Raw genomic sequence first — 26,281 nt, forward strand, 5'->3', positions numbered from 1 at the left:
TGCGCCAACGCCGCCGAGCACGCCTACGCCGGCACCGAGCCCGGTCCGATGTCGGTGACCGCCCAGGTCGACGTCGACGGCGTGCTGACCGTGACGGTGCACGACGAGGGCACCTGGCGCCCCCCGGGTGGAGGCGGCGCGCGACGTCGTCGCCCCGCGGTTCGAGGCCGCCCGCGACGCCGCGGCACCCAGGGTCGCCGCCGCCACCGTGGCCGCGCAGGCCGCCGCCAGCAAGGCTGCCGCCGACCTCGCCCCGCGGGTGGAGGCGGCGCAGAAGGCGCTGCGCGACGACGTCGCCCCGCGGGTCGCGGCCGCCCAGAAGGCGGCCCGCAAGGCGCTCGAGGACGACGTCGCCCCGCGGCTGACCGCGGCCCAGGCCGCGGCCCTCGCCTACGCCACGCCCCGGGTGGTCGCCGCCCGCGAGGCCGTGACGCCGGCCCTCGACAGCGCCCGCGAGACGCTCATCGCCGGCGTCGACAGCGCCCGGCACGAGCTCGACGCCCGGCGCGCCGAGCTGGCCGCCGCCGCAGCCGAGTCCGGCCGCAAGGCGCGCAAGGCCGCGAAGAAGGCGCGCAAGAAGGCCGGCAAGAAGCACCGCGAGTTCGAGAAGGCGGCCAAGGCCACCGCCAAGACCGTGAAGCGCAAGGTCGGCGCGGAGCCCGAGCCCCGCCGCTGGCCGTGGGTGTTCGTGTTCGCCGCGGTGGGTACTGCCGTGTTCGTCCTGCTGCGCCGGTCCAAGTCCGACGCCTGGACCCCCGCGCCGGCCGGTGACGGTCCGGTGCCCAGCTACCGAGAGGACCCCGTGCCCAGCTCCCCGAGCGATTCCGGCAAGACCGTCTCCGACGCGCAGTTCGTCGCCGGCGACTCCGCCCCCGCCGAGTCCGACATGGGTGTCCGCGATGCCCAGCTCGTCGACGGCGACGGCCCCGACGACGCCACGGTGAACGGCAGCGACGCCCCGGAGCCGTTCAGCTCCGGTGGCGGCAGCGACCAGGGCCCGACCGCCGGACCGGCCGACAAGCAGGTCTGACGCGTCACACCACCCGCACCCCGCCGCCCCCGTCGCCCTCGGTGACGGGGGCGGCGGCGTGTTCGCGAGTACGGTGGGGATCATGGGTGAGACGGCCGCTCCAGCACAGTCCTCGGGTTCGCCCCTCGAGCCCGCCGGCCGCAAGCTCCTCCGCCTCGAGGTGCGCAACAGCCAGGTGCCGATCGAGCGCAAGCCCGAGTGGATCAAGACCCGGCTCAAGACCGGCCCCGAGTACACCGAGCTCAAGTCGCTGGTCCGCCGCGAGGGCCTGCACACGGTGTGCGAGGAGGCCGGCTGCCCCAACATCTACGAGTGCTGGGAGGACCGGGAGGCCACGTTCCTCATCGGTGGCGACCAGTGCACCCGGCGCTGCGACTTCTGCCAGATCGACACCGGCAAGCCCGCCGACTTCGACCGCGACGAGCCGCGGCGGGTCGCCGAGAGCGTCGCCACCATGGGCCTGAAGTACGCCACGGTCACCGGCGTCGCCCGTGACGACCTGCCCGACGGTGGCGCCTGGCTGTACGCCGAGACCGTGCGGCAGATCCACGCCGCACTCCCCGGCTGCGGCGTCGAGCTGCTCATCCCCGACTTCAACGCCGACCCCGCCCAGCTGGCCGAGGTCTTCTCCTCCCGCCCCGAGGTCCTGGCGCACAACGTCGAGACGGTGCCGCGCATCTTCAAGCGGATCCGCCCGGGCTTCCGCTTCGAGCGGTCCCTCGCCGTCATCACCGCCGCCCGCGAGGCCGGGCTGGTCACCAAGTCCAACCTGATCCTGGGCATGGGCGAGGAGCCGGAGGAGGTGCGGGAGACCATGCAGGCGCTGCACGACGCCGGCTGCGACCTGCTGACGATCACCCAGTACCTGCGCCCCTCGCCGCGGCACCACCCCGTCGTCCGGTGGGTGAAGCCCGACGAGTTCGTGCAGTTCCAGGCCGACGCCGAGGCGATCGGCTTCCCGGGCGTGCTGGCGGGGCCGCTGGTCCGCAGCTCCTACCGCGCCGGCCGGCTCTACCAGCAGGCCGTCGAGGCCCGCGGGCTCGCTCCGCAGGCCTGACCGGAGCGTTCCCCGCTCGGCGCACGCCGACCTGGCCAGGGGCGCCCGTATCGTGGGGGCATGGCACGCAGCAAGTCCTCAGACCAGGCCGCTCCGAGCGGCGGCAGCAAGTCCGCCGCGCCGAAGGGCGGCGCGACCGCGTCGGGGGCGGGCAAGGTCGGCAAGAACGGTGAGCCGAAGGTCGGGCGGCTGAAGAAGCTCGGCAACAACGGCCGGCTGATGAAGCAGGCCTTCACGCTGACGCGGAGGAACGACCCCCAGCTCCCCTGGGTCATGGTCATCGCGTTCATCGTGGTGTTCGCGGTGGTCGAGCTGGTCGGGATCCTGCTCAGCTCGCCGTTCATCTTCCTGCCCTTCGCGATCATCCTCGGCGCCCTCGCGGCGCTGATCGTGTTCGGGCGGCGGGCCCAGGGGTCGGCCTACCGCCAGGTCGAGGGGCAGCCCGGCGCCGCGGCATGGGTGCTCGAGGGCATGCGCGGCGACTGGCGGGTCACCTCCGGCGTCGCCGGCACCCCGCAGCTCGACGCCGTCCACCGGGTGCTCGGCCGCCCGGGGGTGATCCTGGTCGGCGAGGGGTCCCCCCAGCGCGTGCGCGGCCTGCTGGCGCAGGAGAAGAAGAAGGTCGCCCGCGTGGTCGGCGACACCCCGATCTACGACATCATCGTCGGCGACGACGAGGGCCAGGTGCCGCTGAAGAAGCTGAGCACCCACGTGATGAAGCTGCCCCGCAACCTGTCCGCGGCCGAACTCAACACCCTCGGCCGGCGGATGAGCGCCCTCGGCGGCGCGCGCATGCCGGTCCCCGGCGGCCCGCTCCCCGGCGGCCGCCAGATGTCGGTCAGCCAGCGGCAGGTCCGCCGCCGCGGTTGACCCGCCCGGTACGTCGAAGAAGGGACCGGCGTACCGGAAGGCGCCACCGACCGGGTCGCCCTGCAGCAGCCGGGCCTGGAAGAAGGCCCCCCACGCCGGGTCGGGCGGGGTGACGCCGAGGGCGAGCGACGGCAGGAAGCCGAACCGGCCGTAGTAGCCCGGGTCGCCGAGCAGGGCGACCAGCCGCTCCCCCGCCGCCTCGGCCACGGCCAGCACCGCGTGCACCAGGGCGGTGCCACCACCCCGGCCCTGGGCGGCCGGGACGACGCCGAGCGGGCCCAGCCCGAGGGCCGGCGTGCCGAACGGCTCCAGCCACCCGCGGGTGGCGATGACGTGCCCGACGACGGCCCCGGCGTCGACGGCGACCAGCGACAGGTGCGGCAGGAAGCCGGCGTCCTCCCGGAGCTGGTCGACCAACCGCGCCTCCGGCACCTCCCCGGGTGACCGGCGCGCACCGCTCACCGGGTCGAGGGCGAACGCGGCGCGGTGCACTCCCCCGACCGCGGCGTGGTCGGACGGGCGCTCGCGGCGGATGATCACCGCGGCAGTCTCCGCCGCCCGCGCGGCGCCGGTCCACCGGTTTCAGGCGCGGACGACGGCCGTCCTCGTGAGCCGGTCGTGCAGGCCGCGCCCGTCGCCGTCGGTGATCAGCGCGGGCACCAGGAGGACGAGCAGCGCCGTGCGGACCACCGCCCGCCACGGTGCCAGCCGCGCCCCGGGGGTCGGGTGGGCCAGCCGCAGGCCCATGAGCCGGTGCCCCGGGGTCTGGCCGAGCGCCATGAGGCTGACCGCGGTGAGGACGAAGAACACGAGCAGGCTCACGTTGCCGGGAGGCTCCGGGGCGGTGAACGCCCAGGCGACCGCGGCGGAGAGCAGGGCGTCGACCACGTAGCCCCCGGCCCTCGACGTGAAGGACGCCAGGGAGCCCGGCCCCTCGGCAGGCAGCCCCAGAGAGGCGCCGCGGGCCGGAGCCTGAGAGGCTTGATCGACACTCCTGACCATGACGACAGCGTAGTGACAGGGCCGCCCCTCACCCCGTGTCCCGGCCCGGACCCGGGGGGTGGCCGCGACGGCGACACGCCCGTCGCGTTGTTACAGCCCCGAAACACTCGGGACACCGCGGGGCAATTCCCCGCTCGTAGCGTGCTGTTCGGCTATCCGCCCACACCCGGAGGATCGATGTTCAACAGTCCCGACGAGGTCGCCTCTTACATCCGCGACAACGACGTCGAGTTCGTCGACGTCCGCTTCTGCGACCTGCCCGGCGTCATGCAGCACTTCACCATCCCTGCGTCGACGTTCGGCGAGGACACCTTCAGCGAGGGCTTGGGCTTCGACGGCTCCTCGATCCGTGGGTTCCAGGCGATCAACGAGTCGGACATGCTCCTGCTCCCCGACGCCAACAGCGCCTTCGTGGACCCGTTCCGCAAGCACAAGACGCTGAACGTCAACTTCTTCATCCACGACCCGATCACGCGCGAGGCCTACAGCCGCGACCCGCGGAACGTGGCGAAGAAGGCCGAGGCCTACCTGGCCAGCTCCGGCATCGCCGACACCGCGTACTTCGGCCCCGAGGCCGAGTTCTACGTCTTCGACTCGGTGCGCTACGACACCGGGATCAACGAGGGCTACTACCACATCGACTCGGAGGAGGGCTCCTGGCGCTCGGGGGCTGCCACCGAGCTCGACGGCAGCCCGAACCGCGGCTACAAGGCCCGCCCCAAGGGCGGCTACTTCCCGGTCGAGCCCTACGACCAGCAGAGCGACCTGCGCGCCGACATGATGAAGAACCTCATCAGCGCCGGGCTGGAGCTCGAGCGGGGCCACCACGAGGTCGGCACCGGCGGTCAGGCCGAGATCAACTACAAGTTCGACACCCTGCTGCGCTCGGCCGACAGCCTGATGCTGTTCAAGTACATCATCAAGAACACCGCCTGGGCCGCCGGCAAGACCGCCACCTTCATGCCCAAGCCGCTCTTCGGCGACAACGGCTCCGGCATGCACTGCCACCAGAGCCTCTGGAAGGACGGCCAGCCGCTCTTCCACGCCGAGACCGGCTACGCGGGACTGTCGGACATGGCCCGCCACTACATCGGCGGCCTGCTGGCCCACGCCCCGTCGCTGCTGGCCTTCACCAACCCGACGGTCAACAGCTACCACCGCCTGGTCCCGGGCTACGAGGCCCCGATCAACCTGGTCTACTCAGCCCGCAACCGCTCGGCCTGCCTGCGCATCCCGATCTCCGGCGACAGCCCCAAGGCCAAGCGCATCGAGTTCCGCGTGCCCGACCCGTCGGCCAACCCCTACCTCGCCTTCTCGGCGATGCTCATGGCCGGCCTCGACGGCGTGAAGAACAAGATCGAGCCGCCGGCGCCGGTCGACAAGGACCTCTACGAGCTGCCGCCCGAGGAGGCCCTCGGCATCGAGAAGGTGCCCGCGTCGCTGGACGCCGCGCTGGACAACCTCGAGGCCGACCACGAGTACCTCATCGACGGCGGGGTGTTCACCCCCGACCTGATCGAGACGTGGATCGACTACAAGCGGGCCAACGAGATCGACCCGATCCGCCTCCGCCCGCACCCGCACGAGTTCGCGATGTACTACGACATCTGATCGAGATGACCCTCTGACCTGCGGTTTCTCGTGGTCAGGGTTCACCAGTCCGCACACAGTCCGCACGAGCCGCCAGCACTGCACCCACGGCGGCTCGTGCGGACTCGTCGCTGTCCGGCCAGAGATGGCCGTAGGTGTCCAAGGTCGTCTTCGCCGACCCGTGCCGGAGACGATGTTGGACGACCTTCACGTCGAGGCCGCTACCGATGAGCAGTGAGGCCAGGTAGTGCCGGAGGTCGTGGAAGCGGAACCCTTCCGGCAAGTCTTCGACCTTCGTCCGCGCCGCCCGCACCGCCCGTTCGATGGCCCACGTTGACGATTGCCGCCCAGCGCCGTCCGTGACGATGTAGTCGCCGCCCCACCTGGCCACCGCAGCGGAAAGCTCGAGCGCCAGCTCGGACGGGATCGGCAGCGGGGTCCGGCTGGTTTCGGACTTCAACGGCTCGCCGTCCCGCTGCTGCACCGGCCTGACGACCCTGCGCATGAAGTCGACGTCCACTACCCGGAGGCCGACGGCTTCGGCGGTCCGCAGACCGACGAAAGCGCCGAGCAGGATCGCCGGTCGCAGGTGCTCGGTGACGGCATCGTGCAGCGCCCACACCTGCTCGGTGGTGGCGACGTAGGGGCGGGGCTTGCCGGCGCCCGGAGTCGTGCGTCGGGAACAAGGGTTGCGCGCCAGGATGCCGTCATGGACGGCGTCGCTCATCAGCTGCGCCAGCCGGTTGTGCAGCGCGTAGACGTAGCTGTCAGCAAGGCCGTCAGCCTTGAGCCTGGCCGTCCAGGACTTCACATCCGAGGGGCGCACCGCAGCCAAGGGGCGGTTGCCGAAGGTGCTCGTGATCTGCGCGATGTGCACCCGCGCTTGTCGGACGGTTCTGGGACGTCTGCTGGCGTAGCCGGACAGCCATGTCTCGCACCACTCCGCGACCGTCGTCTTGACCGCGGTGGGGTGCACGTAGGTGCCCCGGACCATCTCGGCCGTCTGCTCGTCGAGCCACCGCTGCGCGTCTCGCTTCAACGCGAAGGCCTTGGTGACCTCACGTCCCGAGGTATCGCGGAGGTGCGACAGGTAGCGCAACCCCTTGCCGTCGCGCTCGGTGGGAATGAGCTTTCCGGTCGCGCGGTCCCGCCGCCGCCACCGGTCAATGACTACGGCCATCGCGGGCCCTCCTTGTCATCCTCGGCTCGGCCGTCCCGGCGACGGAGCGAGCACTCCAGATCACAGGCACACGTTCGCCTGCAGGTCCGACACAACACTCGACGTCAAGGTCACTGCGCTTGCCAGGTCGTGTTGGGGGCATCGACCCAGGCATGGACGTCGCTGCGGCGCGCGACGTTCCCGGCGGGGCGGAGTGAGCGGTCATCGGCCGCGGGAGGGACCGACGCCGGGACGGGGCTGAGACAGCGACGGCGGCTCCGGCTGCGGCCGAGCCACGCCCGGGGAGTACATGGGTGGCCGCGGGGTGGATGTGCGGCGCTGACGCTGGGCGTCGTCGCGCTCTGCGCACCAGGCGTCGCGTTCGACGGCGAGCCGTTCGGCCGGCTGGGCGAGGATCGACGGCTCGGCCGTTAGGGAGGCGATACGCGCCCGGATGACGGCCAGTTCTGCCTGAGTCGCGGTGGTGTCCCGCTCGGCGTCGGCCAGTCGCTCCGCCGGGTCGAGGGTCCACGCGACGCGCCCGAAGCGGGCGAGCCGGTCCTCGTGCTGACGGCGGGCGTCGGCCACCGCGGCCCCGGCGTGCCGGTGTGCGTCCTGCGCGGTGGCTGTGGTCGCGCGCAACTGGGCGTGCTCTGGGTGGGCGTGTTCGGCGTGGTTGCGGGCGTAGGAGTCGAAGGCGGTCCACAGCCGCGGTCGGTCGTCGGACCGGTCGGCCAGGAGCGCGATCTGCCGCGGGTCGGTGGGCATGGCCGGCAGGTAGGGCCGCCAGGTGTCCGCCCAAGCGACCAGCTGCTGGCCGGCCCGGTTCGCCGCCGCCCGCCGAAGGTGGAGCCGGCCGGGACCGTCGAGCGCGACCTGCGCGGCCTGGCGGGCGGCGTCGCGTCCGGTGTCCCAGGTGTCGAGCAGTGTGTCGCGGATCCGGTCGGTGTCGGCGGTGACGGCCGCGCCGCTGGCGTCGGCCTGCGCCGTGGCGTGGCGGGCGTCGGCTTTGGTCTGCTCGTACCGGGCTTCCAGTGCGGTGAGCTGCTTGGCGTGGGCGGACTTGAGCGCGACGATCTCGCGCAGCGCGTCCCGGCGCGGCAGGTCGGAGGCGAGCCGGTCCAGGCAGCGTTGCTCGGCCGTCCACGCCGAGTGCAGGTCGCCGAGCGCCTGCTCCAGCGGCCGGGATGGGGCGTAGCGGGCGGCCTCGGTGGCGGCCAGCCCGGCGGCGTGGGCGGGGCCGAGGTCGGCGCGGTCGCGGGCGAAGACGGCGAGCCACTGCTCCCGCGCCTCGGCGGGGTCGGTCGCGACCAGATGTGCGGTGTTGGCGGGGCGGCCGCGGGTCATCCCGACGTAGGCCGCGGCCGCGCCGGTGTCCTCGCCGACCACCAGGTGCGCGGCTGTCACGGTGTCACCTTGGGTGCCGTGGGCGGTGGTCGCGTAGGCCAGTTCCACGTGCGCGGTGACGTAGTCGGCGGGCAGCATCCGCGCCCCGCTCCCGGCCGGCGTGACGGCGGGGGTGACAGCGGCGAACGCGCCGTCGGCGGGGGTGACATGCGGTGTGCCGTCGGGCGTGACGAGCAGCCCGCCGTCCCGGTCGACGCCGGTCACCGTCCACACGTCGCGGTTGGCGACCTGCAGGTCGCGGTCGTTGCGGCGGGTGGCGATCCGGTCGCCCACGCCGATCCGCTCCCCGGCCCCGGTGACAACCACGTGTCGGTCGTCGACCCGGCCCTCGGTGACCAGCCGGTCCCGGACGGCGGCATTGAGGACGGCGGCCTGCTCACGGGTGGCGGCCACCACGGCCACGCGCTCCCCCGCGGCGTAGTGCTCGGCCGCGCCGGCGGCGAGCGCCTCCCGCAGCGCCTGCGCGTCGGGGTGCAGCCGGATCTGCCCGCGGGCCAGCAGCGCGTCGAACACCTCCCCGGGATCAGTGCCGGCGCGCATCGCCAGGGTCAGCTCGGCGTAGTCGGTGTCCGGTGTCGTGGCGCCGGCGGCGTCGGTGCGGGTGAAGCGGTGCACCCCCACCAGGGTCAGGTGCTCGGTCGGGTCGACCTGAGCCGCGGCGAGGTCCAGGACGCCACCCCGCCCGACCGCCGCGAGCTGATGCCGGTCCCCGAGCAGGGCGACGCGCACCTCACACTCGTCGGCGATCGTCAGCAGGGCCCGGGCGGTGTCCTGATCCAGCATCCCGGCCTCGTCCACGACGAGGAGGTCCCCCGGGCGGAGCCGCGCCCCCTCCCCCGGCCCGGCGTAGACACCTCCCGTGGTCGGACAGAGATCCCCGATACCGAGCCGGGTCCAGGCTCCGTCGCCGTTCCAGCGCCAGCCGTACTCGAAGGCCAGCCGGGCCGCCGACCCGGCGACCGCGCCGACCTCCGCGGCGGCCACCTTGGCCGCCTTGAGCGTCGGGGTGACCACCACCAGCCGGCGCCCCTGCTGGTCGAGCACGGTGTTGGCAGCGGCGAGGGTGGTGGTCTTGCCGGCGCCGGCCGCGCCCTCGACCACGACCAGGCGCCGCGGGCCGGCGAGCGCGGCGACGGCCGCGACCTGCCCGGGATCCAGCCGCGGAGCACCCACGGCGACGTCGACTGGCGGTAGCAAGTCGGGGCCGGGGGCGCCGGGCGGGCGCCCGATGGCGCGGGAGGCGAGGCGGGCGGTGAGGTCGGCCTCGACCGCGAGCACCGGGGCCGAGGTCAAGGCCCGGATGTGCTCGGGCACCCCGCCGCGCTCGAGCAGTGGCACGCAGCAGGCGAGGGCGCGGGCGGTGAGGTCTTCGGCCAGCTCGATGCGCACCGCCGGGTCGACCACGACTCCCGCGGCGGCGATCAGCCGCTCCACCTCCCCGCGCACGTCGGCGGCGTTCCACGCCGAGCGGCCGGCGGCCAGCCTCGCGAGCACCCGCTCCACCGCCGCCGGTCGATCCAGGGCGCCGATCCGGGTCGGGCGCAGCGCGACGGGGCGATCGCGGGGCCGGTAGCCGAGGGCGTCGAACTCGGCCTGCCAGCGTTCCTCCAGCCTCGTTCCGGGCTGCGGGGTGACCTTGTCCGGGCGCCCGTCGGCCCACGCCCGCGCGTCCCACGCGCGGCGCAACGCCGGGCCGGGTTGTTCGCCGGGGTGCGCCGCGGTCCACTCGGCTTCGTAGCGGTCCAGATTCCGGTCGATCTGCGCGTGCCTCGCGCTGAACGGGCCGACATACTCGGAGAGCTCCCGTATTTCTCCGGCGGTGTCCTTTGTGTAGCCGTGCCGGGCGAACGCGGCATTCAATTCCGGATCACACGCCATCGCGGCGTGCCCGATCCCGTTGATCGCATTCAGCGAATCCCGGACACCGACGGTGTGCAGGCCCCGCCATTTCCCGGCGGCGAACACCCGCGCCAGCAGCTGCAGGTGCAGATGCCGGTGCGGGTCCTGCGCGCGGGAGGTGTAGTGCCGCACCGTCACCGCCTCCAGCACCTCCAGCGGCACCTGCACCTGCCCGCCCCGCGGCCCGACCCGGGTGGTGGCGTGCTCCGCCAGCCAGCCGATGATCTCTTCGGCGGCGCGGTCCTGCGCGGCCTCGTACGCCGCAGCGATGTCCGGGTGCAGCGCGGCCGCCAGGGACCAGGTCTTCGGGCCGTTGACCACCACCTTGACGAACCGGACCGCGTGCCCGTCGGTGCGCAGCTGCCCGCGTGGTTCCCCAGTCGCCGGGTCGCGCCCGGCGACCCACGTTTCGTAGGTGTCGCCGGTCAGACGCGGCAACTCCCGCACGCCTCCCTCGGTGGCGGTGAAGCGGCGAGCGAACCCGGTTCCCTCGGCCAGGTAGTAGTCATCGGCCCGGCCGCAGCCGGCCTCCAGGTACTGCCGGGCCGCGGCCGGCGAACCGGCGTACACCTTCATTCCACCGCGCATTTCCAACGCCACCCAACAATGACCAACAAGTCACCCCTAGAAACGCCGATGGGCCCCGCGAAGCGGGGCCCGAACCACTTCCGAAGGTAGCATGCGTGCCGTATTGGCGAAAGGCTTGGGGAACGACGATCAGGCTTGAGCGGTCTTGTCGAGAGAGGCGGCTCAGAGTCGACTGTTGGTGACTCATGACGGTCTTTGATCGCTGCAACATTCGGAGTCCAGTCGATGACCATGCCGACCTCGGCGATGACGTCGGTGCGCGATCACGGACAGCCCCCGCCAGGTTGAGCCACTGCTACCGCCCCGGCGCGACACGCTGCTGACCAGCGGTCTTACGATACCTGCGCGTCACGTATCGACTCTGGGTGACTGCTATGTAACGGTGTGCAGCAGTGGTCGCCGGCCACCAGTTCTCGGACCTGCAAAGGGACGCCATGCGCCTGACACCGAACACACCCGCCCACTCCGCGGCATCACTGCTGTCGTCGAGCATGGCCGGCCCCCGGCCGTCGGCCAGCCCGGAGGCGCGTGCGGTTCGTCCGACAAGTTCCTCGCCAACTGCGCAGGACATCGCCGCGTTGGCGGCCGAGCTGAACATCTCCACGTCCGCGCTCAACACCCACCTAACCCAAGGGGGCCTGCTCAGCTTCACTGCGAGCCCAAGCGGCACGGTGTCGCTCGCAAGTTCCTCCAGCGCGCTCGCGGGCCTCCCCCTGGATGAGTGGGGAACGCCTGATTTCGAAGCGATCAAGGCAGCCGGCGGGACCGTGACCGGCACCATGCCCCCCAACGGGGGCTCGAAGATCATCGTGCTCGACGGGAACAGAACCGTTCTCTACTCCGCACAGATCGAGTTTCCGGACGGACGTAGTCAGTACGTCAAGGGAATGGCACATCAAAGCGACGGCAGCGGCACGGTGTCAAGCAGTTTTCGGAGCCTGTCCGATGCCCTTGGTCTTCTCAAGGGACTGCCCAACAGCATGGCGGAGGCCCGCAGCCGGATCGGCGAATACAACAACGGCCTCCGGTCGACCATCGACTTCGCCATGTAACCAGCCAGCGCTCGGTAGTTGAGTTTCCAACTCGCATCCATTTGGGAACAATGCACAGTCAGACACGACCACGACGCCGTCTCGCAACCATCACGGCAGGGATAGCGGTATCACTCGGGCTGATGGTGAGCCAGGCGCTGCCCGCCTCCGCCGCGACGGTGTGGACCCCGTTGGTCGCTTCCGACGCAGCGGCGCAGTCCCGGCTCGGCGATGCCATCGCGGTGTCCACCGACGGCAGCACGACGATCGTGGGCAGCAAGACTCGCTACACGGGCGCGACTCCTACCTCGGCGAACCAGCGGCCGGGCGCTGCCTACATCTACAGCGGCATCCCGGCCGTCAACGGAGTCACACGTACCGAAGACGCCATCCTGGTCGCGGACGACGGGCTGTACGAGACGTTGAGCGACCAGTTCGGCTACTCCGTTGCCCTCTCAGCGGATGGCAACATCGCGGCTGTCGGTGCGCCGGGCTACCAGACCGGCAGCGGCGGTGCGGTTTACATGTTCGAGCGTTCCGGCGGCGTCTGGACGAAGACGGCCAAGATCCTCAGCCCGTCAGCCACGAACTTCGGCTACTCCGTTTCGCTCAGCGACAACGGATCCACTCTCCTGGTTGGCGCCCCGGGGTATATCCCCTCGAGCACTTCCACTAGCGCGGCCTACTTCTTCACTCGCGACGCCTCCGCGGCCTGGACTTACAAGACGTCGGTGTCGACCGGGCTCGGCGGCGTGCAGCTCGGCGCATCAGTCGCGCTCAGTGGGAACGGCGCGACGGCCGTGGTCGGCGTGCCCAAGTACTACACGACGGTCTCCGGCATCAAGAAGACCCAGCCGCGCGCCCAGACGTACACCTTCAACGGCACTGCCGCCGCGGCGCAGTACGTCTACACCGACCCCAGCACCGACACCTCCTCCGACTTCGGCGTCTCGGTCGACCTCTCCTCCACTGGCGCTGCTGTCTTGATCGGAGCGCCCGGCGTCGACTCGACCACTAGCGGCACCACGACGACCTACCGGCCCGGAGCCGGCTACCTCTACACGGGCGGAGCCGCCACGCCCGTCATGATGACCGCCACGGTCGGAAGCTCCGCCTACACCGGCGCACGTCTCGGCGCCTCCGTGGCCATCTCCCCGGATGGCCTGTCGGTGGTCCTCGGCGCCCCCCGGTCGACCGGCGCGAACGAGAACGGCGGCGGTGGCATCGCACGCCTCTGGAAGAACACCACCGGCACCTGGCCAGCCAGCTCCACGACCGTGTCACCGGGTGGCCTCAGCGGTGACCAGTACGGCACCAGCGTCAGCGTCGCGAACAACGGACGCGTGGCCATCGGGGCCCCGGGCAAGACCGTTTCCGGCATGAGCTCCGCAGGCACCGGGTACGTCATCGACATCACCTAAGGCTGGGACTAACGACAGGACGGCCAGCTCCGCTCGATGGGGCTGGCCGTTCTGGCGTCTCGGGCCCATCGGTCGCTGCCAGGCATGCTGGATACGCGCGACGAAGTCGCTCTTCGCGCACCGCGGGCACGAGTCGGCGGCCATATCTTGTTGGTGGAAAGCCGGATCGGCGCAAGCGGCGCTGATTCCTGCCGGACCACCGGCCGCCAGCCGGCGACCGCGCCCGACGCCGCAATCGTCCGCCAGACAGCGGCCACGCGACCAGTGGCGGCAATGGCCCGCCGGGACCTAGGACGCCGTCTGTGCCCGTGCACAGCCGCCTGCTGGCCGTGGCTACCGCCGGCGTAGGCGATCGCGGCGAGAACGAGGGTGAGGGCGCGGCGGCCGAGGCCGGCGGCGAGGTCGACGAGGTCGAGCGGGTGGCCGTCCGCGATCCTGGCGGCTGCCTGCAGACGACAGGCTGGCCGCTATCACTTCACATTGGTCGGGGCAAGACTTGATATCTGAATCGACCCATGTAACGCGCGGCCACCTCTCAAGATCACGTTCTGTTGCCCCTTGCATCCTCTCCGTCACCGACATAGCCTTTCGACACCGAGCCGCTGCGGAACCTCGCGGACTAGAAGCAGGACCGCAGCTCAGGTGAGGACCAAGTGAGTTCGGAGCGTCCATTCCGTTCGCGCCTCTCGCTGTCGCGTCTGCACTTCCTACGACTTACCTCAGGGGGAACACCGTTATGACCAGTCGCATCTCCAAGTTGATGGTCGTCGCCGCGATCACCGCCGGGACCACCGTCCTGATTCCTGCTGGGACTGCGTCCGCAGACATGCGGTGCAGCTTCGGGCCCATCACCATCAACAGCAACCCGGGCGCCGAAGCGCCATCGACTGCGAGTGGGCACACCCACTCGACCGGCAACCACTACTCCAAGGGCATGTCCTCCTCCGGCGTCGTGACGTACTACGCCGACAACAACGGTGGCTCCGACGGCGACACCAAGGACACCCTCTACGGCTACCTCAACACGCGCACCAGCTGCTGACGCAATCAAGCGATAGCGGTGCCGGGCCCGACTCACAGAAGGCTGCAAGGGTGCTCCACTCGATGAAGCAAGTTCCCTACCACGCTCCGTCGAGTGGAGCACCGGGTCGGGCGGCACGTTCAATCTCACTGTCCACCGCAGCGTTCGCTGGCCTCCTAGTGATGAGTGCTTGTGGTAGCGGAGAGGAGCCGCCCCAGCTGGATAGCGAGATCGACACGTCCACTATCCGCGCCGTGCCAGTTGGCGATGTCGTCACGGACCAGTGCATCGTCGGCCCGACAGTCACCGACGGTCTTGTCGACGTTGTCGATTGTCCTCGAGAAGGCGGAGCTCGCGTCGTCGCGGTCACGACGTTCGGCACCGATGCACCGCAACAGCAGCCTGAGGCGCCAATTGCCGACGGGTACGCGAACGTTGCCTGCGATCCCTTGATCGAAGAGTACGTCGCGGAGAACGAGCTGCCGGAAGCCGGACCGATCTACTTATACGTGTATGCGATCGATGAATGGACGGGACCCGAGACTCCGCTGCTGTGCGGCCTCCGCGTCCTCTGATGACACTAACCGCAGGAGCGGAAGAAGCTTTGTTGCAGGAGGCAGCGCGTTTCAGCGGCGTAGGCGTCAAGCGCCGTGGCCGAGTGATTCTTCAGAATGTAACTTTCGGCATCCGTTCTGGCCAGGTTCATGCACTCCTAGGGCACAACGGGGCGGGAAAGACGACACTGATCCGCTCCCTCGTTGGTCTGATACCGATAGCCACCGGACACGTAACCGTCAACAGCACGCCGGCGGTCGTGCTGGCGGCCAGTAGGTTCCCTCGAGAACTCCGCGTCCACCGACTGATCGAGTATCGATGTCGCCAGTTGGGCCTGCCTGACAGCGCCGCCGACGAGTGGACGCATCGGCTCGGTGTCGAGCAGTTTGTGCGGCAGACCTGCGGTTCTCTCTCGACAGGCATGAACCAGCGCCTCGCCATCCTGCTGGCACTCACAGCAGGGAGCAGGCTTATCGTCCTGGACGAACCGACGGCGGGACTCGACCCCAATGGTGTTCAGCAGCTAAGCAGCGTGATCAAAGACCTTCAGTCCACCGGGATTACTTTCCTCATCTGCTCGCACGATCTGATGCACGTCGAATTGATCTGCGAAACAGTGACCTGCCTGAGGAATGGGCGGGTGACCGCCCATGGCGATGTGGAGCATGTCAGCAGCCTTGTGCCGTCGAGTCAGCAGGTTTACAGAACCACCAATGACGATGTCGCTGCCACTGCTCTCCGCCAACTCGGGTATGTTTGCGAAGTAACGCCCCGAGGCGTCAAGGTGCATGCACCAATATCCGTGCCAGAAGTAGTCCGCGCCGTGCCACCTCAAGTGTCCATCATCGAGGTGTCGGTCACGGATAGCCTATTCGCACGGCTTTATCGCACCTTCGGCTCAGTGGAGGGGGCAGCCGAGACACCACTGCGCACACCGCTCCGCGCAGCGTCGTGAGGGGCTTCTCCGCAGAGTTCTTCTTGCTTGCGCGTCGCCGGGCCGCCCAGTGGACCGCATTGTTCGCCGTCGTCACCGCCACAGTGCTTGCCATTTTTCGATTTCTCAGCACGTCGGCCGACGTAGCTGCCGCCGAGGGTAGAGCTCGGGCAGATGCAGAAGAATTGGTCAGGATCAGCGGGGTTTCACCCGAGGACATCGAAGTGTCGGCATTCTTCTCCGACCCGCGCTATTTGGTAGCAGCAGATCTACCACTGGACCTGGCGGCAGCGTTGATCGCTCTTGGTGTGCTCGGAGTGCTAGGAGGAGCACTGGTCGGCGGCGCCGACTGGCGCACGGGAACGATCGTGACCTCGTTCGTCAGCGTGAGCCAGCGCAGTCGCCCAATGCTGGACCGACTCCTTGCTTGGACGACATTCTGGACCGCCCTCTCCCTCATTCTTACCGGCCTCCTGACCGGAGGCCTTATCCTCGTCGGGGGTTTCCACGGGTCTTTGGTCAGCACCGACTGGGCGTCGGTCCTGCTGGTCGCGACCCGCGGCTTGGCAGTCTCGGCGACTGGGGCTGCCGTGGGATTTGCCACCGGAGTGTTCTTTCGATCGGAACTGGTCGTCATCCTGATCTTGTTAGCTGAGGTCCTAGTTCTTGAGGTGGCCGTCTCGCTGGCGGTCGGTGGATCGTTCACCTCTCCTGGCACACGACTGGCCAGATGGGTGCTGTCGATAGACAACGACGGTAATGCTGCGACTGTCGACTGCGATGCCATGGCCTGCGCCGACGTCTTCATAAGTCAGCCCAATGGCATAACTGGTCTTGCAGCCCTTGTTTTTGTAGTCGCAATCATGGTTCTTCTTGTCCGCTTAGGATCGCGCAGACCACTGTGGCGGTGACACCGTTGTCTGGCCGCCTATCTCCAAGCTAAGTGGCTGTGTGCTAACTACGCTTGGTCATAGGTCTTCTGCGACGCAGCAGACAGTCTCAATCTCGATAGACCCTTGGGGTTCAACATCGTCGCCTGCCAAGCGGGCGGCCATGAGACTGATCAGCTCCCCGTCGATCATCGCTGTCGGCGGGGGCCGTCTTGCGTTGGTAATGACAGGTTGACCGTCTGCACCTCATCAGCCAGCCGAGAGTCCGATCCAACCTTCAGCGCTGGGGCAGCACCCGGACGCCTTCCACGTCCGCGTTGCGCGGCGCGCCACGCTCTCGATGCCCTCGTGCTTGGTCGACCCAGGCGATCACGGACTGTACGACGGGATTGGCGTAGCCACCGTCGACCCACACACGGCCGGTCTGCCGATAGTCATCTTGCACATCAGTGAGGATGAGCTGGCGCCGGCTCTATTCGTCAATGGGCCAGGTGACCAATGGCGGCAGCCGCTGGCCCGGGGGCGGGAGGCCGTCGAGGGCGTGGGTGATGCTGCGGGGTTCGTGGCTGCCGGCGGCGTGGGCGATCGCGGCGAGGACGAGGGTGAGGGCGTGGCGGTCGAGGCCGGCGGCGAGGTCGCCGAGGTCGATGAGGTGCCCGTCGGCGATGCTGGCAGCTGCCCCCAGGACCCAGCGATCGCTGCTGCTGCCGGTGATGGTGCCGACGCGAACGGCCGCGTCGAGGCCTGGCCAGGCGACGTGGGCCCACATGCCCTCGCCGTCCACGTCTCCGTCGAGGGTGATCAGCCCGGTGTGCTGCAGTTGCGGTAGCCAGTGGCCGGAGGTGATCAGCAGGAGGATCGCGGCCTCGTCGGAGTAGTCGCCGAGGGCGGCGCGCAGCAGGGCGTTCTCCACGTCGACCGGGTCGAGGTCGGCGGCTCTGGGTTCGAAGATCACTGGTGTTCTCCTTTCCCGGCCGAGCGTGGTCGGGGGTGAGTGTGCCGTTGGGCTCTGACAGCGCGGCCGGTGCTGGTGCGCGACGGCGGTCGCGGTGCTGGTGAGCGCGCCGGGCCGGCAGGCCCGCCGGCAGCTTGCTGACGGGTGGCTCCGGCGCGCCAGCGGCGGGGCCACGCGTGACCCCCGCCGCCAGCCGGTAGGCCAACCCAGCCCCTGCCTCGGCGTGGCCGCCCCCACGGGGGTGCGGGGACGGCCGAACGTCGGTCAGGTCGGGTCGGGTGCGGGATCGGCGGTGGGTTGGTCCGCGGCGTCGACGATCTGTTGTTCGATGTCGGCGAGGGTGTAGCCGTAGGAGATCAGGAACCGCAGCCAGCGGGCGTCGCCGGTGCTGGGGTTGCGCCAGGACTGGCGGTGCAGCCCGGACTCGATGGCCCCGGCAACGTGGGCCAGCAGCGCCACGGCGAGCCGGGCGTCGGGCACCTGCTCGCCGCTGGTCAGCGTGGGTGCGGGCTTGTCCCTGGTAGCGCACCACTGGCCGGGGGCGTCGATGCCCAGATCGGCGGCGGCGGCATCCTGAGCACGGTTGGGCTGCCCGGACAGCCACCGAGACAGCGCCCGCGGGTCGGCGGCCATCGTCTCGACGGCGAACCGCAGCGCCGCCTTGGGCGCGGTCTTGCGCTGCAGCAGGCCCTTGATCCACTCCCGTCGGGTCTCGTTGGCTGCGGCCATCGCCTTGTTGTTCTCGATGGTGGTCCGCCGGTCCGCCGCGGCGGCCTCCCGCTCGTCCTCGCTGAGTTCCTCGCCTGCTGTACCGGCGGGCAGGGCGGTGGCCGTCCAGCGGTCACGGTGCCCGTTACCGGCCGGATCGGTGCATACCTCCACGGCTTGCGGCCCCGGCCGGCCGCCGGTGTTCACGTAGACCGCCGAGCCAGGGCAGCCGGCGTGGCCGCCGGCGGTCAGCCACTCGCCGTCGTGCTCGAGGTCGGTCAGCCGGGTGCGGGTGCGGCCGGTGTCCTCGTCTAGAACGGTGCGCCCGGCGGCGGTCAGCTCAGCCCGGAGGGTGGCGGCCCGTTCGGCTTCCTGCTTCGCCTGCTTGGCGCGGGTCAGCGCGTGGGCGAACTGCCCGGGCCCCTCCCCCGCTGCCGCGATCAGGGCGGTGATGGTGTCGGGGTCGCCGGCGTAGACGGCGACGGCGGCGGCCTGGTCCAGGGTCAGCCCGGCACCGGCCACCGCGGCGGCGGTCTCGCCGTCCAGCCGGGCGACGCCGGCGGCCTTGGCGACCCGCTTGCGGCCCAGCCCGGTGGACTTGGCCACCCTGGTCAGCGGGATGCCGAGGTCGAGCATGGCCTGCACCCCGCGGGCCTCCTCCACCGCGGACAGGCTCTGCCGGTGCAGTTTCTCGGCCAGCATCGCCCCCACGTGCCCGGCCTGGGCGGCCCGGTCGCCGTCGGCGTCGTCACCGTCGAGGGCGAAGTCGGGGCGCAGCACGCACGGCACCGAGGGGAGGCCGGCGAGGATCGCGGCGGCCGCGCGGCGGTGCCCGGCGACGATCTGGTGGCCGGGCGTGCCGTCGGCGGCGGCGTGCGGGATCACGGTGAGGGCCTCCAGCACGCCTTGGGCGGCGATGGAGTCGGCCAGCCCGGACAGGTCGCCGAGGTCGTCGCGGATGTTGCGGGGATGCACGGCCAGCTCCCGGGGGTCCAGCCACACCAGCCGGTGTGCCCGGCCGCTGTCCTCGGCCGTGTTGGCGCGTGCGCTGCCGGGAATGGCCGGGTCGACGTGCTCGGTCTCGCGGTGCTCGATGCCGGCACTGCGTGCGTTTTCGGTCGCGGAAGGCTCATCGGGCGTGCTTTCGCGGACGGTGTTCGGGGCGGCGACTGTCGTGGTCGTGGTCATGGCGGGTGCTCCTTTGATGCTCTGCGGGGTGGCGGTGTTCTCGGTGGGGGTTGTCGGCGGGGGTGTTGGTGGCGGGCATGTCGCGTTCTCCCCGTTCAGGCGGTGGCGAGGACGCGGGCGGCCCCGGGCTGCGAGGCCGGTCCGGCGGGCGGGGAGGGCTGCCCATCCCCCGGCGGGTTCTGGGTGTCCTCGGCGCCGTCGAGGTGGTCGAGGATGCGGCGGGCGGCGGCGGTCACCGTCGCGGCGGCGCCGCGGACGACGTCGGTGGCCCCGGCCGATCAGGCGGCGACGTAGGGGACGGTGTAGGCGCCGGAGTCCAGCCCGGCCCAGGCGGTGACGATGTAGGCGACCGACTCGGCTTCGGCCTCCGACCGCCCGTGGCAGCCGGTGTAGTCGAAGCCGGCGGCGGTGTGCCCGCACTCGATGTGCGCCAGTTCGTGGGCGAGGGTCTTGACCGCCTGCGCGTCGGCGACGTCCGGGCGGACCCGCACGGTGCGGGCGGCCGGGGCAGTGAGCCCGTTGCCCTGCCCGCAGGCCTCGCGGGTGAGGGTGTAGCCGTGGGAGGCGACCTGGGCGGCCAGCGCGTCCCACAGGGCGGCGGGGGCGTCACCGGTCAGTAGCTCCGGTGTGATGTCGGGAAGCGGGTCGCCCTGGGTCTGGGAGATGTCGAAGACGTGCGCGACCCGGAACCCGCGCAGCACCCGCGCCCCGGCACGCTGGTCGGCGTCCCCGCCGGCCGGCTCCGCCGCCGTCCCCGTCGCCGTCCTGGCGGCGGGTGCGGCCCGACGGGTGTCCTGCCCGGTGCCGGTGTCGGCCGGGGTCTCCCTGGGGGTGTACGTGCAGGGAGCCAGGACGGCGAGCCCCGTGGAGCCCTTGACCACGCTGCGGCCCAGCGCCTTCCAGGTGCCGAACCCGGCGACCCGGGTCGGGCTGAAGCCCAGCCGCGCGGCCTGCAGTTCGATCAGCAGCTGGTTGCCCAGGCTGTAGGTGTGGAACTTCGCGGCAGCATCGAGCATCGCCCGCCACTGCGGATCGGCGGTGAGCGCCTCGACCTGCTCGCCGATCTGCTCGTGCAGGGCAGCGATCCTCGCCGCCCGCACGGCGTCGGCGGCTTCCCGCTGCGCCTCGCTGAGGCGGGGGCTCCTGCCCTGCTCGCCCTTGCCGGTGCCACTGCTGGTCGTTGTGCCGCTGGTGCTGGTCATCTGCACCCTCCCGGAACTGGAGCCGACACCGATACGGGAGGAACTGCGGAACAGGTGTCCTGCCACCCATTCCCCCGGCCCGTCCGGCAAAGAGCTCTGCTCAGGGGCCGGGAGCGACGGCGGGGGACGACCGGACCAAGACTGCTTCCGCAGCGCAGCGCCCGAAGGGCGGAAGGATCTTGGTCCGGTCGGGAGGAGACGGCGCGGGAGGCCCCTACGCTGAGCTGCCGGACGGGTCGGGGGACCAGCAAGAACAGCCCGCCGAAGGCGGACCTTGACGACGGCGCAGCCGGCGCCACGCGCAGCGTGGCCCGAAGGGTGCTCCTGACCCCGCCGCAACGGCGCGGCGCAACGACGATGTCGGAGACCCCGACGATCAACGAGCCGAGATCACCCGACCCGTCGCGGGAGCGCCCGGCGGGCCGATCACGAGCCCCGCCATGTGTCTCCTGTTCGGTGTCCAGCGTCATGAGCCGAGCGTGACCAGGTCAGCGCCCGCCCGAAGGTGTCCCGTCCCGACGCTGTGGGTGAGCAGCCGTCGTCCACAGGAACCGGTTGCGCCCGAGACCCCGATGCTCACGACATGCACCGCCGACTGGAGGACAACAGGAGGACAACAGAAGGAACCTGAGGCCAGCGGCGGACCTCCAGTAGTTCTCCAGTCCCCGTGGGCACACGGGTTTCCCAGCTGCCGCCGGCGACCGGAGAACGTGCCGCCTGAGCGCGGGCGGCACGCGCCGGTGAGCGGCAACGCCCCCGAAGGCCGACCGGGCAGCGACCGGAGACGACCTGCACGCGGTCCCGGCAGACCCCTGATCGGGACGGGACGGGTGCGGACCCGACCGCAGAACCGAGCAACTTTCCGCCGGCTTCCCGGGCACCGATCCCTTCGGCCACGACGGCTGTCGGGCCCCCGTCGCTGGCAGGTGACGCGCCAGCGGCGGTCGCTACAGGAGAACAACCGGAGACCGCTGGAGAAACCTGGTCGTGAGGTGTCACCAATGGGCCAGAAATGGCGCCTTCTGTGGTGAGACCACCACCCACTACCGACGACCTCCGGGGAGCCAGCCATGCCCGACCCCGTCGCCGACCCCGAGCCCGAGCTGCTCACGATCACCGAGGCCGCGGACGTGCTCCGCGCGCCCGTCGCCACCCTCCGATACTGGCGACACCTGGGGACCGGCCCGAACAGCTTCCGGCTCGGCCGGCGGGTCCTCTACCGCCGCGCCGACCTGCGCGCCTGGATCGACGCCCAAGCTGACCAGTCCCCGCGCCGATAGCCCCACGCCTCCGGAGAGGCGGCTGCACGGGCCACGGGGCAGCTGCCGACCCCGGGCACACGGTGAGGCCTGGCCGGCCTGTCTGTGGACAACGACGGCCATCCACAGAAGCCGGCCGGTACAGGCCTCGGCAGCGCGAGAACGGCGACGCTGCTCGCACGCACGGAGAGGAGGAGCGATGGGATGGATGGGCCCGGTCGTGGACGGCCAGGAGCACGAGGGCTGGGTGGTGCCGTTGTTCGCCGACGGCGCGCAAGGTGCCGGCACAAGCAGCGCCCGCGGCCGGCTGGTGGCCCGGCGGCCCGACGACGGGCCCCGCGACGGCGACCGGGTGCGGCTGACCTACCGCGACGGCTCCACCACCGAGGGCGTCTGGTCCGACGGCACGGTTCTCGGCGGTGACGGGATCATGCCCGCCGACCTCGGCGGCCCGGTGCACTGCGAGGTGATCGACCAGGCCGAGGAAGCCGAGGAGTGGCGTCCGGACGCGGAGGTGACCGGCTGGGCCGCCGGCTGCACCTGCGGCTGGCGCGGCACCCCCTGGACCCGCGTACCACCAGGGCTGGTCGACCCGGCGGCACGGCGGCTGGCCGTAGCCGGCCCGTGGGCCGACCTGGAGGCCACCGACGAGACGCGGGTCATCGCCGAGTGGCGCCGGCACATCGCCGGCTGGCGAGCCCTCGAGGACGTCGAGGCGGCCGCCGCCCGGCAGGCCGCCGCCGTCCGCGCGCTGGACGAGGCGGTGCGCGCCGCAGTCGAGGCCGGGGCCTCGTGGGCCGACATCGGCCGGGTCACCGGCCTAACCGCCCGGTCGGCCCTTGAGCGGTGGTCCGCCCGTGGATGAGCAGGCGACCGGTCACCCCCAACGGGGCGAGGAAACCCGGCCAGGGCAGCGAACCGTGCTCGTCGTCGACCTCGACGGCGAGCCGCTGACGCCGCTGTGCGCCCTGGAGGAGATCCTGCTGTGCCTGGGCACGTGGGAGGACGACGACCGGCAGGATCCGCGCGCCGACACCGAGCCGCTGCGGCTGCCGGCGCCGCTGGCCGACCGGGTCGCCCTCGCCGCCACTCAACGGCTGCTCGCCGTCCTGGCGCCCACCCAGTCCCGGCCACCAGGGTGCGGCCGGCTGCTCGCCCCGGATGGCCGCTACGAGCATGCGCCGATGACCGCGCTCACCCTGCCCGCCGCCGACATCGACCTCCTCGCCGCAACCGCCGCCACCCTCGGCCACTCACGGCTGGACCCCGACATCGCCGAGCTGGTCGACGGCCACGTCGAGCAGCTCGACGACACCTATTGCCGCGCCGACCGCACAGACCTGGTCTCGCTCCTCGCACGGCTGGCCGGCCTGCTCGACCTATCCCCCACCGACGACACCCGACTACTCACCGCCCGGCTGCAGGCCACCTCGCCTGGCGCCGACTGCGTGTTCAGCGACGCCGAGGAAGCCGCCCACGCCCGCACCGCCGACCGCATGAACCACATCTGGGCGCACGGCTCCGGCATCGACCGCTACCTCTACTGACCCGCACGGCCGGCCCTCCGGTTGGAGCTACCAGTAGTCGGAAGGGCCGATGGCGAAAGGCTATTCAGCGACTCCGGTCATGGTCGGGCGGTCGGCGGGCTGCCTTGGCGTCCGTAATTCGGTCCGCTGGGGTGACGCGCTCGGTCGCTGTTGGGCCGGCCGGCTGGGATAGCCCTCAGATCGTCGGCGGCTGCCGGGCGATGTTGGCCAGCCGGTATAGCTCGGGCAGTGCGCGGATGTCCTTGTCGCGCGCGGCGACCTCCTTGGAGCGGATGACGTCTTCCAGCGCGGCGACCCGTACTTGGATCTGGCCGATGGAGCGACTGACCGAGCGCGCAACCAGCTCGTCGTATCCGCCCTCGAACCCGGCCGGGCGGATGGTGAGGTCGAGTTCCCCGTGCCGGGTCTGCAGGTTGAGCATCCGACGCCCGACCAGGGCCTCCCCCGTGGTGCTGAATGGCAGCCCCTCGGGGACGGCGTCGGTGCGGATACGCGCATCGAGCTCCCGCAGCGCGGCGGCCAGCCGATCTAGGTTCTCCCGAGTTGTCGCCGGGGTGACATCGACGTCGCGGGTGGGCCGCGCTGACCCATGCACCCGGGCGGCGTAGCCGCCGACGATCAGGTACTCCACACCGTGGCGGTCGAGCACCGCCAGGATCGGCTCGGCGTCGAATGCCCTGGGTTCGGTGGGCTCGTCGGCGTCAGTCACCGCTGCGCGGCTCCGCCGGCATCCACCAGATTGATCATCGCCTCATGCCGGGCATCGGTGGCGGCGCGCTGCTCAGGCGTCATGGCGGCGTAGTTGGCATCCAGGACATCGTCGTGGTCGTCGTAGGACTCCAGACGAATCCGCATTTCCAGATCGACCGCCGCGAGCAGCCTGCCCAACGTCGGCAGCGACGGTTGGCGGCTTCCTGCCTCGATCCGCTCCACCGTGGAGCGCGGCACACCGGCTAGCGCTGCCATCTGGGCCTGCGAGACACCAGTCTTGGCCCGCGCAAGCTTCAACAGGTTGGCCGCGAGCCCCTGCGAGTCACGCGCGCGGGTGGGCCCCATCCTTGCCATGTCAGAAGCGTAGCCAACTGGCAGGTGCTCGACCACCGTGAGCAACTCGTGCGAGTGCTACCAGCACGCTGCACAACAGCGGCTGGCGACCCACGTCCGACTGCGGCGCGCCGGCGTCGAGGTCATGCGGACACCGTCGGCCAGTCCGCACTCAGTCCGCACGAGTTCCAATCGAGCCCGCACAGGATCAAGCTCACCCAACACCATAAGTGCAGATCAGCAGCGTGTTTCGTCAATGACCATCGACCGCACATCATGCGGGGGGAGTTCGCGATGTACTACGACATCTGAGCCCTACCGCCGCTGCGGCCCCCGACCTGCTCGCCAGGTCGGGGGCCGCAGTGCGTTCCGGCTCAGCCGGCCGGCGGCACCGCGGCCGGCGCGGGCGTCGTCGACAGGACGACGGTCGCGCCGCCGGCCTCGACCGCCTGCAGGGTCCGCAGCTGCAGCAGGGCCGGCTGCTCGGCGACCATCCGGGCCGCGTTGGCCAGCGCCCGCGTCGCCGCTACCTCCGACCGGGCCCGCTCCAGGGCCGCCTGGCCCTGCGCCCGCGCGGCGGCGACGGCGGCGGCCGCCCGCCGGAGCTCGGCGGGGACCATCACGTCGCGCACCGACAGCGCCTCGACCGCGATGCCGACCGTGCCGGCGGTCTCCGCCACGCGCTCGGCGATGCCCTGCGGCAGCGACTCCCGCGTCGCGAGCACCTCCTCGAGCGTCCGGACGGCCACCGACTCGCGCAGCCCGATCTGCAGCGCCACGTAGAGGAACGCGTCGCCGTCCTCCGACGACTCGTACCAGCGCCGCGGGTCGGTGACGCGCACCGTGGCGACCAGGCTCACCTTCACCGCCAGGCCGTCGGCGGTCAGCACCTCCTGGGCGGGCACGTGGAGCAGCCGCGGGCGTACCTGCACCCGCACCTGCCGGCGCCGCAGGAACGGCACGCGGTGACGCCCCGCACCCAGCTCGGTCTCGAAGCGGCCGTCCCGGTACACCAGGACCCGCTCCCACTCCTGCACGGTCACCCGCACGCTCTCACCTCCTCCGTCGACGGCGTCCCGGCGCGCGGACCGGCCGGCGCGCGGCCGGGCGCCGGTGGGGAGCGCGCGGGGCGCTGCAGACCACCGGAGCCTGGATGACCGCGCGCCGGACGGCATCGGGAGTCGAACCCGCGCGTGAGACGCATACCCATGGCACGCCCGCGACCGACGCGCAGGACCCGCGGCGGCGATGCCGCCCGGCTGCTGGTCACGAGCCGGGAGAAGGTAGCGCGGTGGGCGCCGCGCCGTCGCCCGCTTTTCCGGGCCGGGGGTCAGGTGCGGAACGACCCGGCGTCGCCCCTGGGGGACCCGGTCAGCAGGCCGACGACCACCTCGACCGCCCCGTACAGCAGCAGGGCGGCCCCGATGACGAGCGCCGGCGGCACCACCACCGGTGCCGCCAGCACGGAGATGCCGAGGACGCCGGGGGCGCTGTGCCACCAGCCCGGTCGGCGCTCGGCGTCGGCGAGGGCGCCCCAGCGGACGCCGCACCACATGAGCCAGCGCCGCAGCACCGGCACGCCGTTCTCCCGCATCACCCGGCGGAAGACGCCGTCGGCCTCCCGGGAGGTGACCACCCCACTGCGGATGCCCTCGGTGCACAGCCAGTCGTGCAGGATCGCCGCGGCGGTGTACCGGCCGAAGCGCGGAACGAGCCAGACGACCAGCCGGGGCACCGTGGCGAAGTCGGTGAGGAAGCCGGCGGGCACCACGAAGCGGTCCCGCCGGCCGCGCTAGGTGTCGTGACCACGGACGTTGTTGACAGTCGGCGTGGTGGCTTGATCACGAAGGAGACCTCCGGAAGGAGTGGCGATGTCTGACGTCCCCACTCCCGACCGGAGGTCTCTGTGGCCCACGCTAACGCC

25 protein-coding genes are annotated in these 26,281 nt (G+C 71.2%); 14 read left to right on the forward strand and 11 right to left on the reverse strand.

What is annotated here, in order from left to right; translation table 11 throughout:
* Positions 1-127 precede the first annotated feature (127 nt).
* From E4P43_RS17120 to E4P43_RS20645, 4 genes are all read left to right on the forward strand, one after another.
* On the forward strand, positions 128-1,030 hold the full coding sequence (locus tag E4P43_RS17120) for a hypothetical protein (protein ID WP_135146654.1): 903 nt from the start codon (positions 128-130) through the stop codon (positions 1,028-1,030).
* 82 nt (positions 1,031-1,112) lie between these two features.
* Complete coding sequence (gene lipA, locus E4P43_RS17125) at positions 1,113-2,087, forward strand: lipoyl synthase (RefSeq protein WP_135146655.1); 975 nt, start codon at positions 1,113-1,115, stop codon at positions 2,085-2,087.
* A 60-nt stretch (positions 2,088-2,147) separates the two neighbouring features.
* A complete protein-coding gene (locus tag E4P43_RS17130; protein WP_135146656.1) occupies positions 2,148-2,957 on the forward strand; it encodes a DUF4191 domain-containing protein in 810 nt (269 codons plus the stop codon).
* A 219-nt stretch (positions 2,958-3,176) separates the two neighbouring features.
* Positions 3,177-3,401: a hypothetical protein gene (locus tag E4P43_RS20645; RefSeq protein ID WP_245159201.1), complete on the forward strand. Its 225-nt coding sequence runs from the start codon at positions 3,177-3,179 to the stop codon at positions 3,399-3,401.
* A gap of 138 nt (positions 3,402-3,539) precedes the next feature.
* Here E4P43_RS20645 and E4P43_RS17140 read toward each other — a convergent pair whose 3' ends face one another.
* A complete protein-coding gene (locus E4P43_RS17140; protein ID WP_245159202.1) occupies positions 3,540-3,845 on the reverse strand; it encodes an RDD family protein in 306 nt (101 codons plus the stop codon).
* A 291-nt stretch (positions 3,846-4,136) separates the two neighbouring features.
* Here E4P43_RS17140 and glnA point away from each other — a divergent pair, with 291 nt between their 5' ends.
* Positions 4,137-5,570, forward strand: a complete 1,434-nt coding sequence (gene glnA, locus E4P43_RS17145) for a type I glutamate--ammonia ligase (protein ID WP_135146658.1) — start codon at positions 4,137-4,139, stop codon at positions 5,568-5,570.
* 34 nt (positions 5,571-5,604) lie between these two features.
* Here glnA and E4P43_RS17150 read toward each other — a convergent pair whose 3' ends face one another.
* On the reverse strand, positions 5,605-6,729 hold the full coding sequence (locus E4P43_RS17150) for a tyrosine-type recombinase/integrase (RefSeq protein ID WP_135146659.1): 1,125 nt from the start codon (positions 6,727-6,729) through the stop codon (positions 5,605-5,607).
* A 201-nt stretch (positions 6,730-6,930) separates the two neighbouring features.
* On the reverse strand, positions 6,931-10,590 hold the full coding sequence (mobF, locus tag E4P43_RS17155; protein ID WP_135146660.1) for a MobF family relaxase: 3,660 nt from the start codon (positions 10,588-10,590) through the stop codon (positions 6,931-6,933).
* A 404-nt stretch (positions 10,591-10,994) separates the two neighbouring features.
* On the opposite strand from mobF, the gene E4P43_RS17160 reads away from it, so the two are divergent.
* The 6 genes from E4P43_RS17160 to E4P43_RS17190 all read left to right on the forward strand — a co-directional run bounded on the left by E4P43_RS17160 (position 10,995) and on the right by E4P43_RS17190 (position 16,475).
* A complete protein-coding gene (locus tag E4P43_RS17160; RefSeq protein ID WP_135146661.1) occupies positions 10,995-11,654 on the forward strand; it encodes a hypothetical protein in 660 nt (219 codons plus the stop codon).
* A gap of 122 nt (positions 11,655-11,776) precedes the next feature.
* Positions 11,777-13,054, forward strand: coding sequence for a hypothetical protein (locus tag E4P43_RS17165; protein ID WP_167759223.1), 1,278 nt, complete (start codon positions 11,777-11,779; stop codon positions 13,052-13,054).
* Between the two features lie 302 nt (positions 13,055-13,356).
* Entirely contained in the window at positions 13,357-13,554 is a 198-nt protein-coding gene (locus E4P43_RS17170) for a hypothetical protein (protein WP_135146663.1), read from the forward strand.
* 775 nt (positions 13,555-14,329) lie between these two features.
* Positions 14,330-14,650, forward strand: a complete 321-nt coding sequence (locus tag E4P43_RS17180) for a hypothetical protein (RefSeq protein WP_167759224.1) — start codon at positions 14,330-14,332, stop codon at positions 14,648-14,650.
* Positions 14,650-15,585, forward strand: a complete 936-nt coding sequence (locus E4P43_RS17185; RefSeq protein ID WP_167759225.1) for an ABC transporter ATP-binding protein — start codon at positions 14,650-14,652, stop codon at positions 15,583-15,585. The genes E4P43_RS17180 and E4P43_RS17185 overlap by 1 nt, the downstream gene beginning before the upstream one ends.
* Before the next feature lie 59 nt (positions 15,586-15,644).
* Entirely contained in the window at positions 15,645-16,475 is an 831-nt protein-coding gene (locus E4P43_RS17190) for a hypothetical protein (protein WP_135146666.1), read from the forward strand.
* A 451-nt stretch (positions 16,476-16,926) separates the two neighbouring features.
* On the opposite strand, the gene E4P43_RS17195 is transcribed toward E4P43_RS17190, so the two are convergent.
* The 4 genes from E4P43_RS17195 to E4P43_RS17205 form a co-directional block, all read right to left on the reverse strand.
* Complete coding sequence (locus tag E4P43_RS17195; protein ID WP_135146667.1) at positions 16,927-17,409, reverse strand: hypothetical protein; 483 nt, start codon at positions 17,407-17,409, stop codon at positions 16,927-16,929.
* Between the two features lie 264 nt (positions 17,410-17,673).
* Entirely contained in the window at positions 17,674-19,305 is a 1,632-nt protein-coding gene (locus E4P43_RS17200; RefSeq protein ID WP_245159203.1) for a ParB/RepB/Spo0J family partition protein, read from the reverse strand.
* Between the two features lie 95 nt (positions 19,306-19,400).
* The gene (locus tag E4P43_RS20045) at positions 19,401-19,541 is read right to left on the reverse strand and encodes a hypothetical protein (protein ID WP_167759222.1); all 141 of its coding nucleotides are present in this window, start codon (positions 19,539-19,541) and stop codon (positions 19,401-19,403) included.
* A gap of 42 nt (positions 19,542-19,583) precedes the next feature.
* Complete coding sequence (locus E4P43_RS17205) at positions 19,584-20,507, reverse strand: ArdC-like ssDNA-binding domain-containing protein (protein WP_135146668.1); 924 nt, start codon at positions 20,505-20,507, stop codon at positions 19,584-19,586.
* Positions 20,508-21,577: 1,070 nt separating this feature from the next.
* On the opposite strand from E4P43_RS17205, the gene E4P43_RS17210 reads away from it, so the two are divergent.
* From E4P43_RS17210 to E4P43_RS17220, 3 genes are all read left to right on the forward strand, one after another.
* A complete protein-coding gene (locus tag E4P43_RS17210) occupies positions 21,578-21,787 on the forward strand; it encodes a helix-turn-helix domain-containing protein (protein ID WP_135146669.1) in 210 nt (69 codons plus the stop codon).
* A gap of 178 nt (positions 21,788-21,965) precedes the next feature.
* Positions 21,966-22,631, forward strand: a complete 666-nt coding sequence (locus E4P43_RS17215; RefSeq protein ID WP_135146670.1) for a hypothetical protein — start codon at positions 21,966-21,968, stop codon at positions 22,629-22,631.
* A 55-nt stretch (positions 22,632-22,686) separates the two neighbouring features.
* Positions 22,687-23,313, forward strand: coding sequence for a LuxR family transcriptional regulator (locus E4P43_RS17220; RefSeq protein WP_245159204.1), 627 nt, complete (start codon positions 22,687-22,689; stop codon positions 23,311-23,313).
* Between the two features lie 175 nt (positions 23,314-23,488).
* Here E4P43_RS17220 and E4P43_RS17225 read toward each other — a convergent pair whose 3' ends face one another.
* The 4 genes from E4P43_RS17225 to E4P43_RS17240 form a co-directional block, all read right to left on the reverse strand.
* Positions 23,489-24,022 (reverse strand): nucleotidyl transferase AbiEii/AbiGii toxin family protein, encoded by a 534-nt coding sequence (locus tag E4P43_RS17225; protein ID WP_135146672.1) that lies wholly within the window; start codon positions 24,020-24,022, stop codon positions 23,489-23,491.
* Entirely contained in the window at positions 24,019-24,414 is a 396-nt protein-coding gene (locus E4P43_RS17230) for a helix-turn-helix transcriptional regulator (protein WP_245159205.1), read from the reverse strand. Before E4P43_RS17230 ends, E4P43_RS17225 begins: the two co-directional genes overlap by 4 nt.
* Before the next feature lie 317 nt (positions 24,415-24,731).
* Positions 24,732-25,406 (reverse strand): SPFH domain-containing protein, encoded by a 675-nt coding sequence (locus tag E4P43_RS17235; protein ID WP_135146673.1) that lies wholly within the window; start codon positions 25,404-25,406, stop codon positions 24,732-24,734.
* Positions 25,407-25,687: 281 nt separating this feature from the next.
* Positions 25,688-26,125: a DUF1353 domain-containing protein gene (locus E4P43_RS17240; protein WP_245159206.1), complete on the reverse strand. Its 438-nt coding sequence runs from the start codon at positions 26,123-26,125 to the stop codon at positions 25,688-25,690.
* Positions 26,126-26,281: the final 156 nt, after the last annotated feature.

This window comes from Blastococcus sp. TF02A-35 (assembly GCF_004571075.1).
Classification (GTDB): domain Bacteria; phylum Actinomycetota; class Actinomycetes; order Mycobacteriales; family Geodermatophilaceae; genus Blastococcus.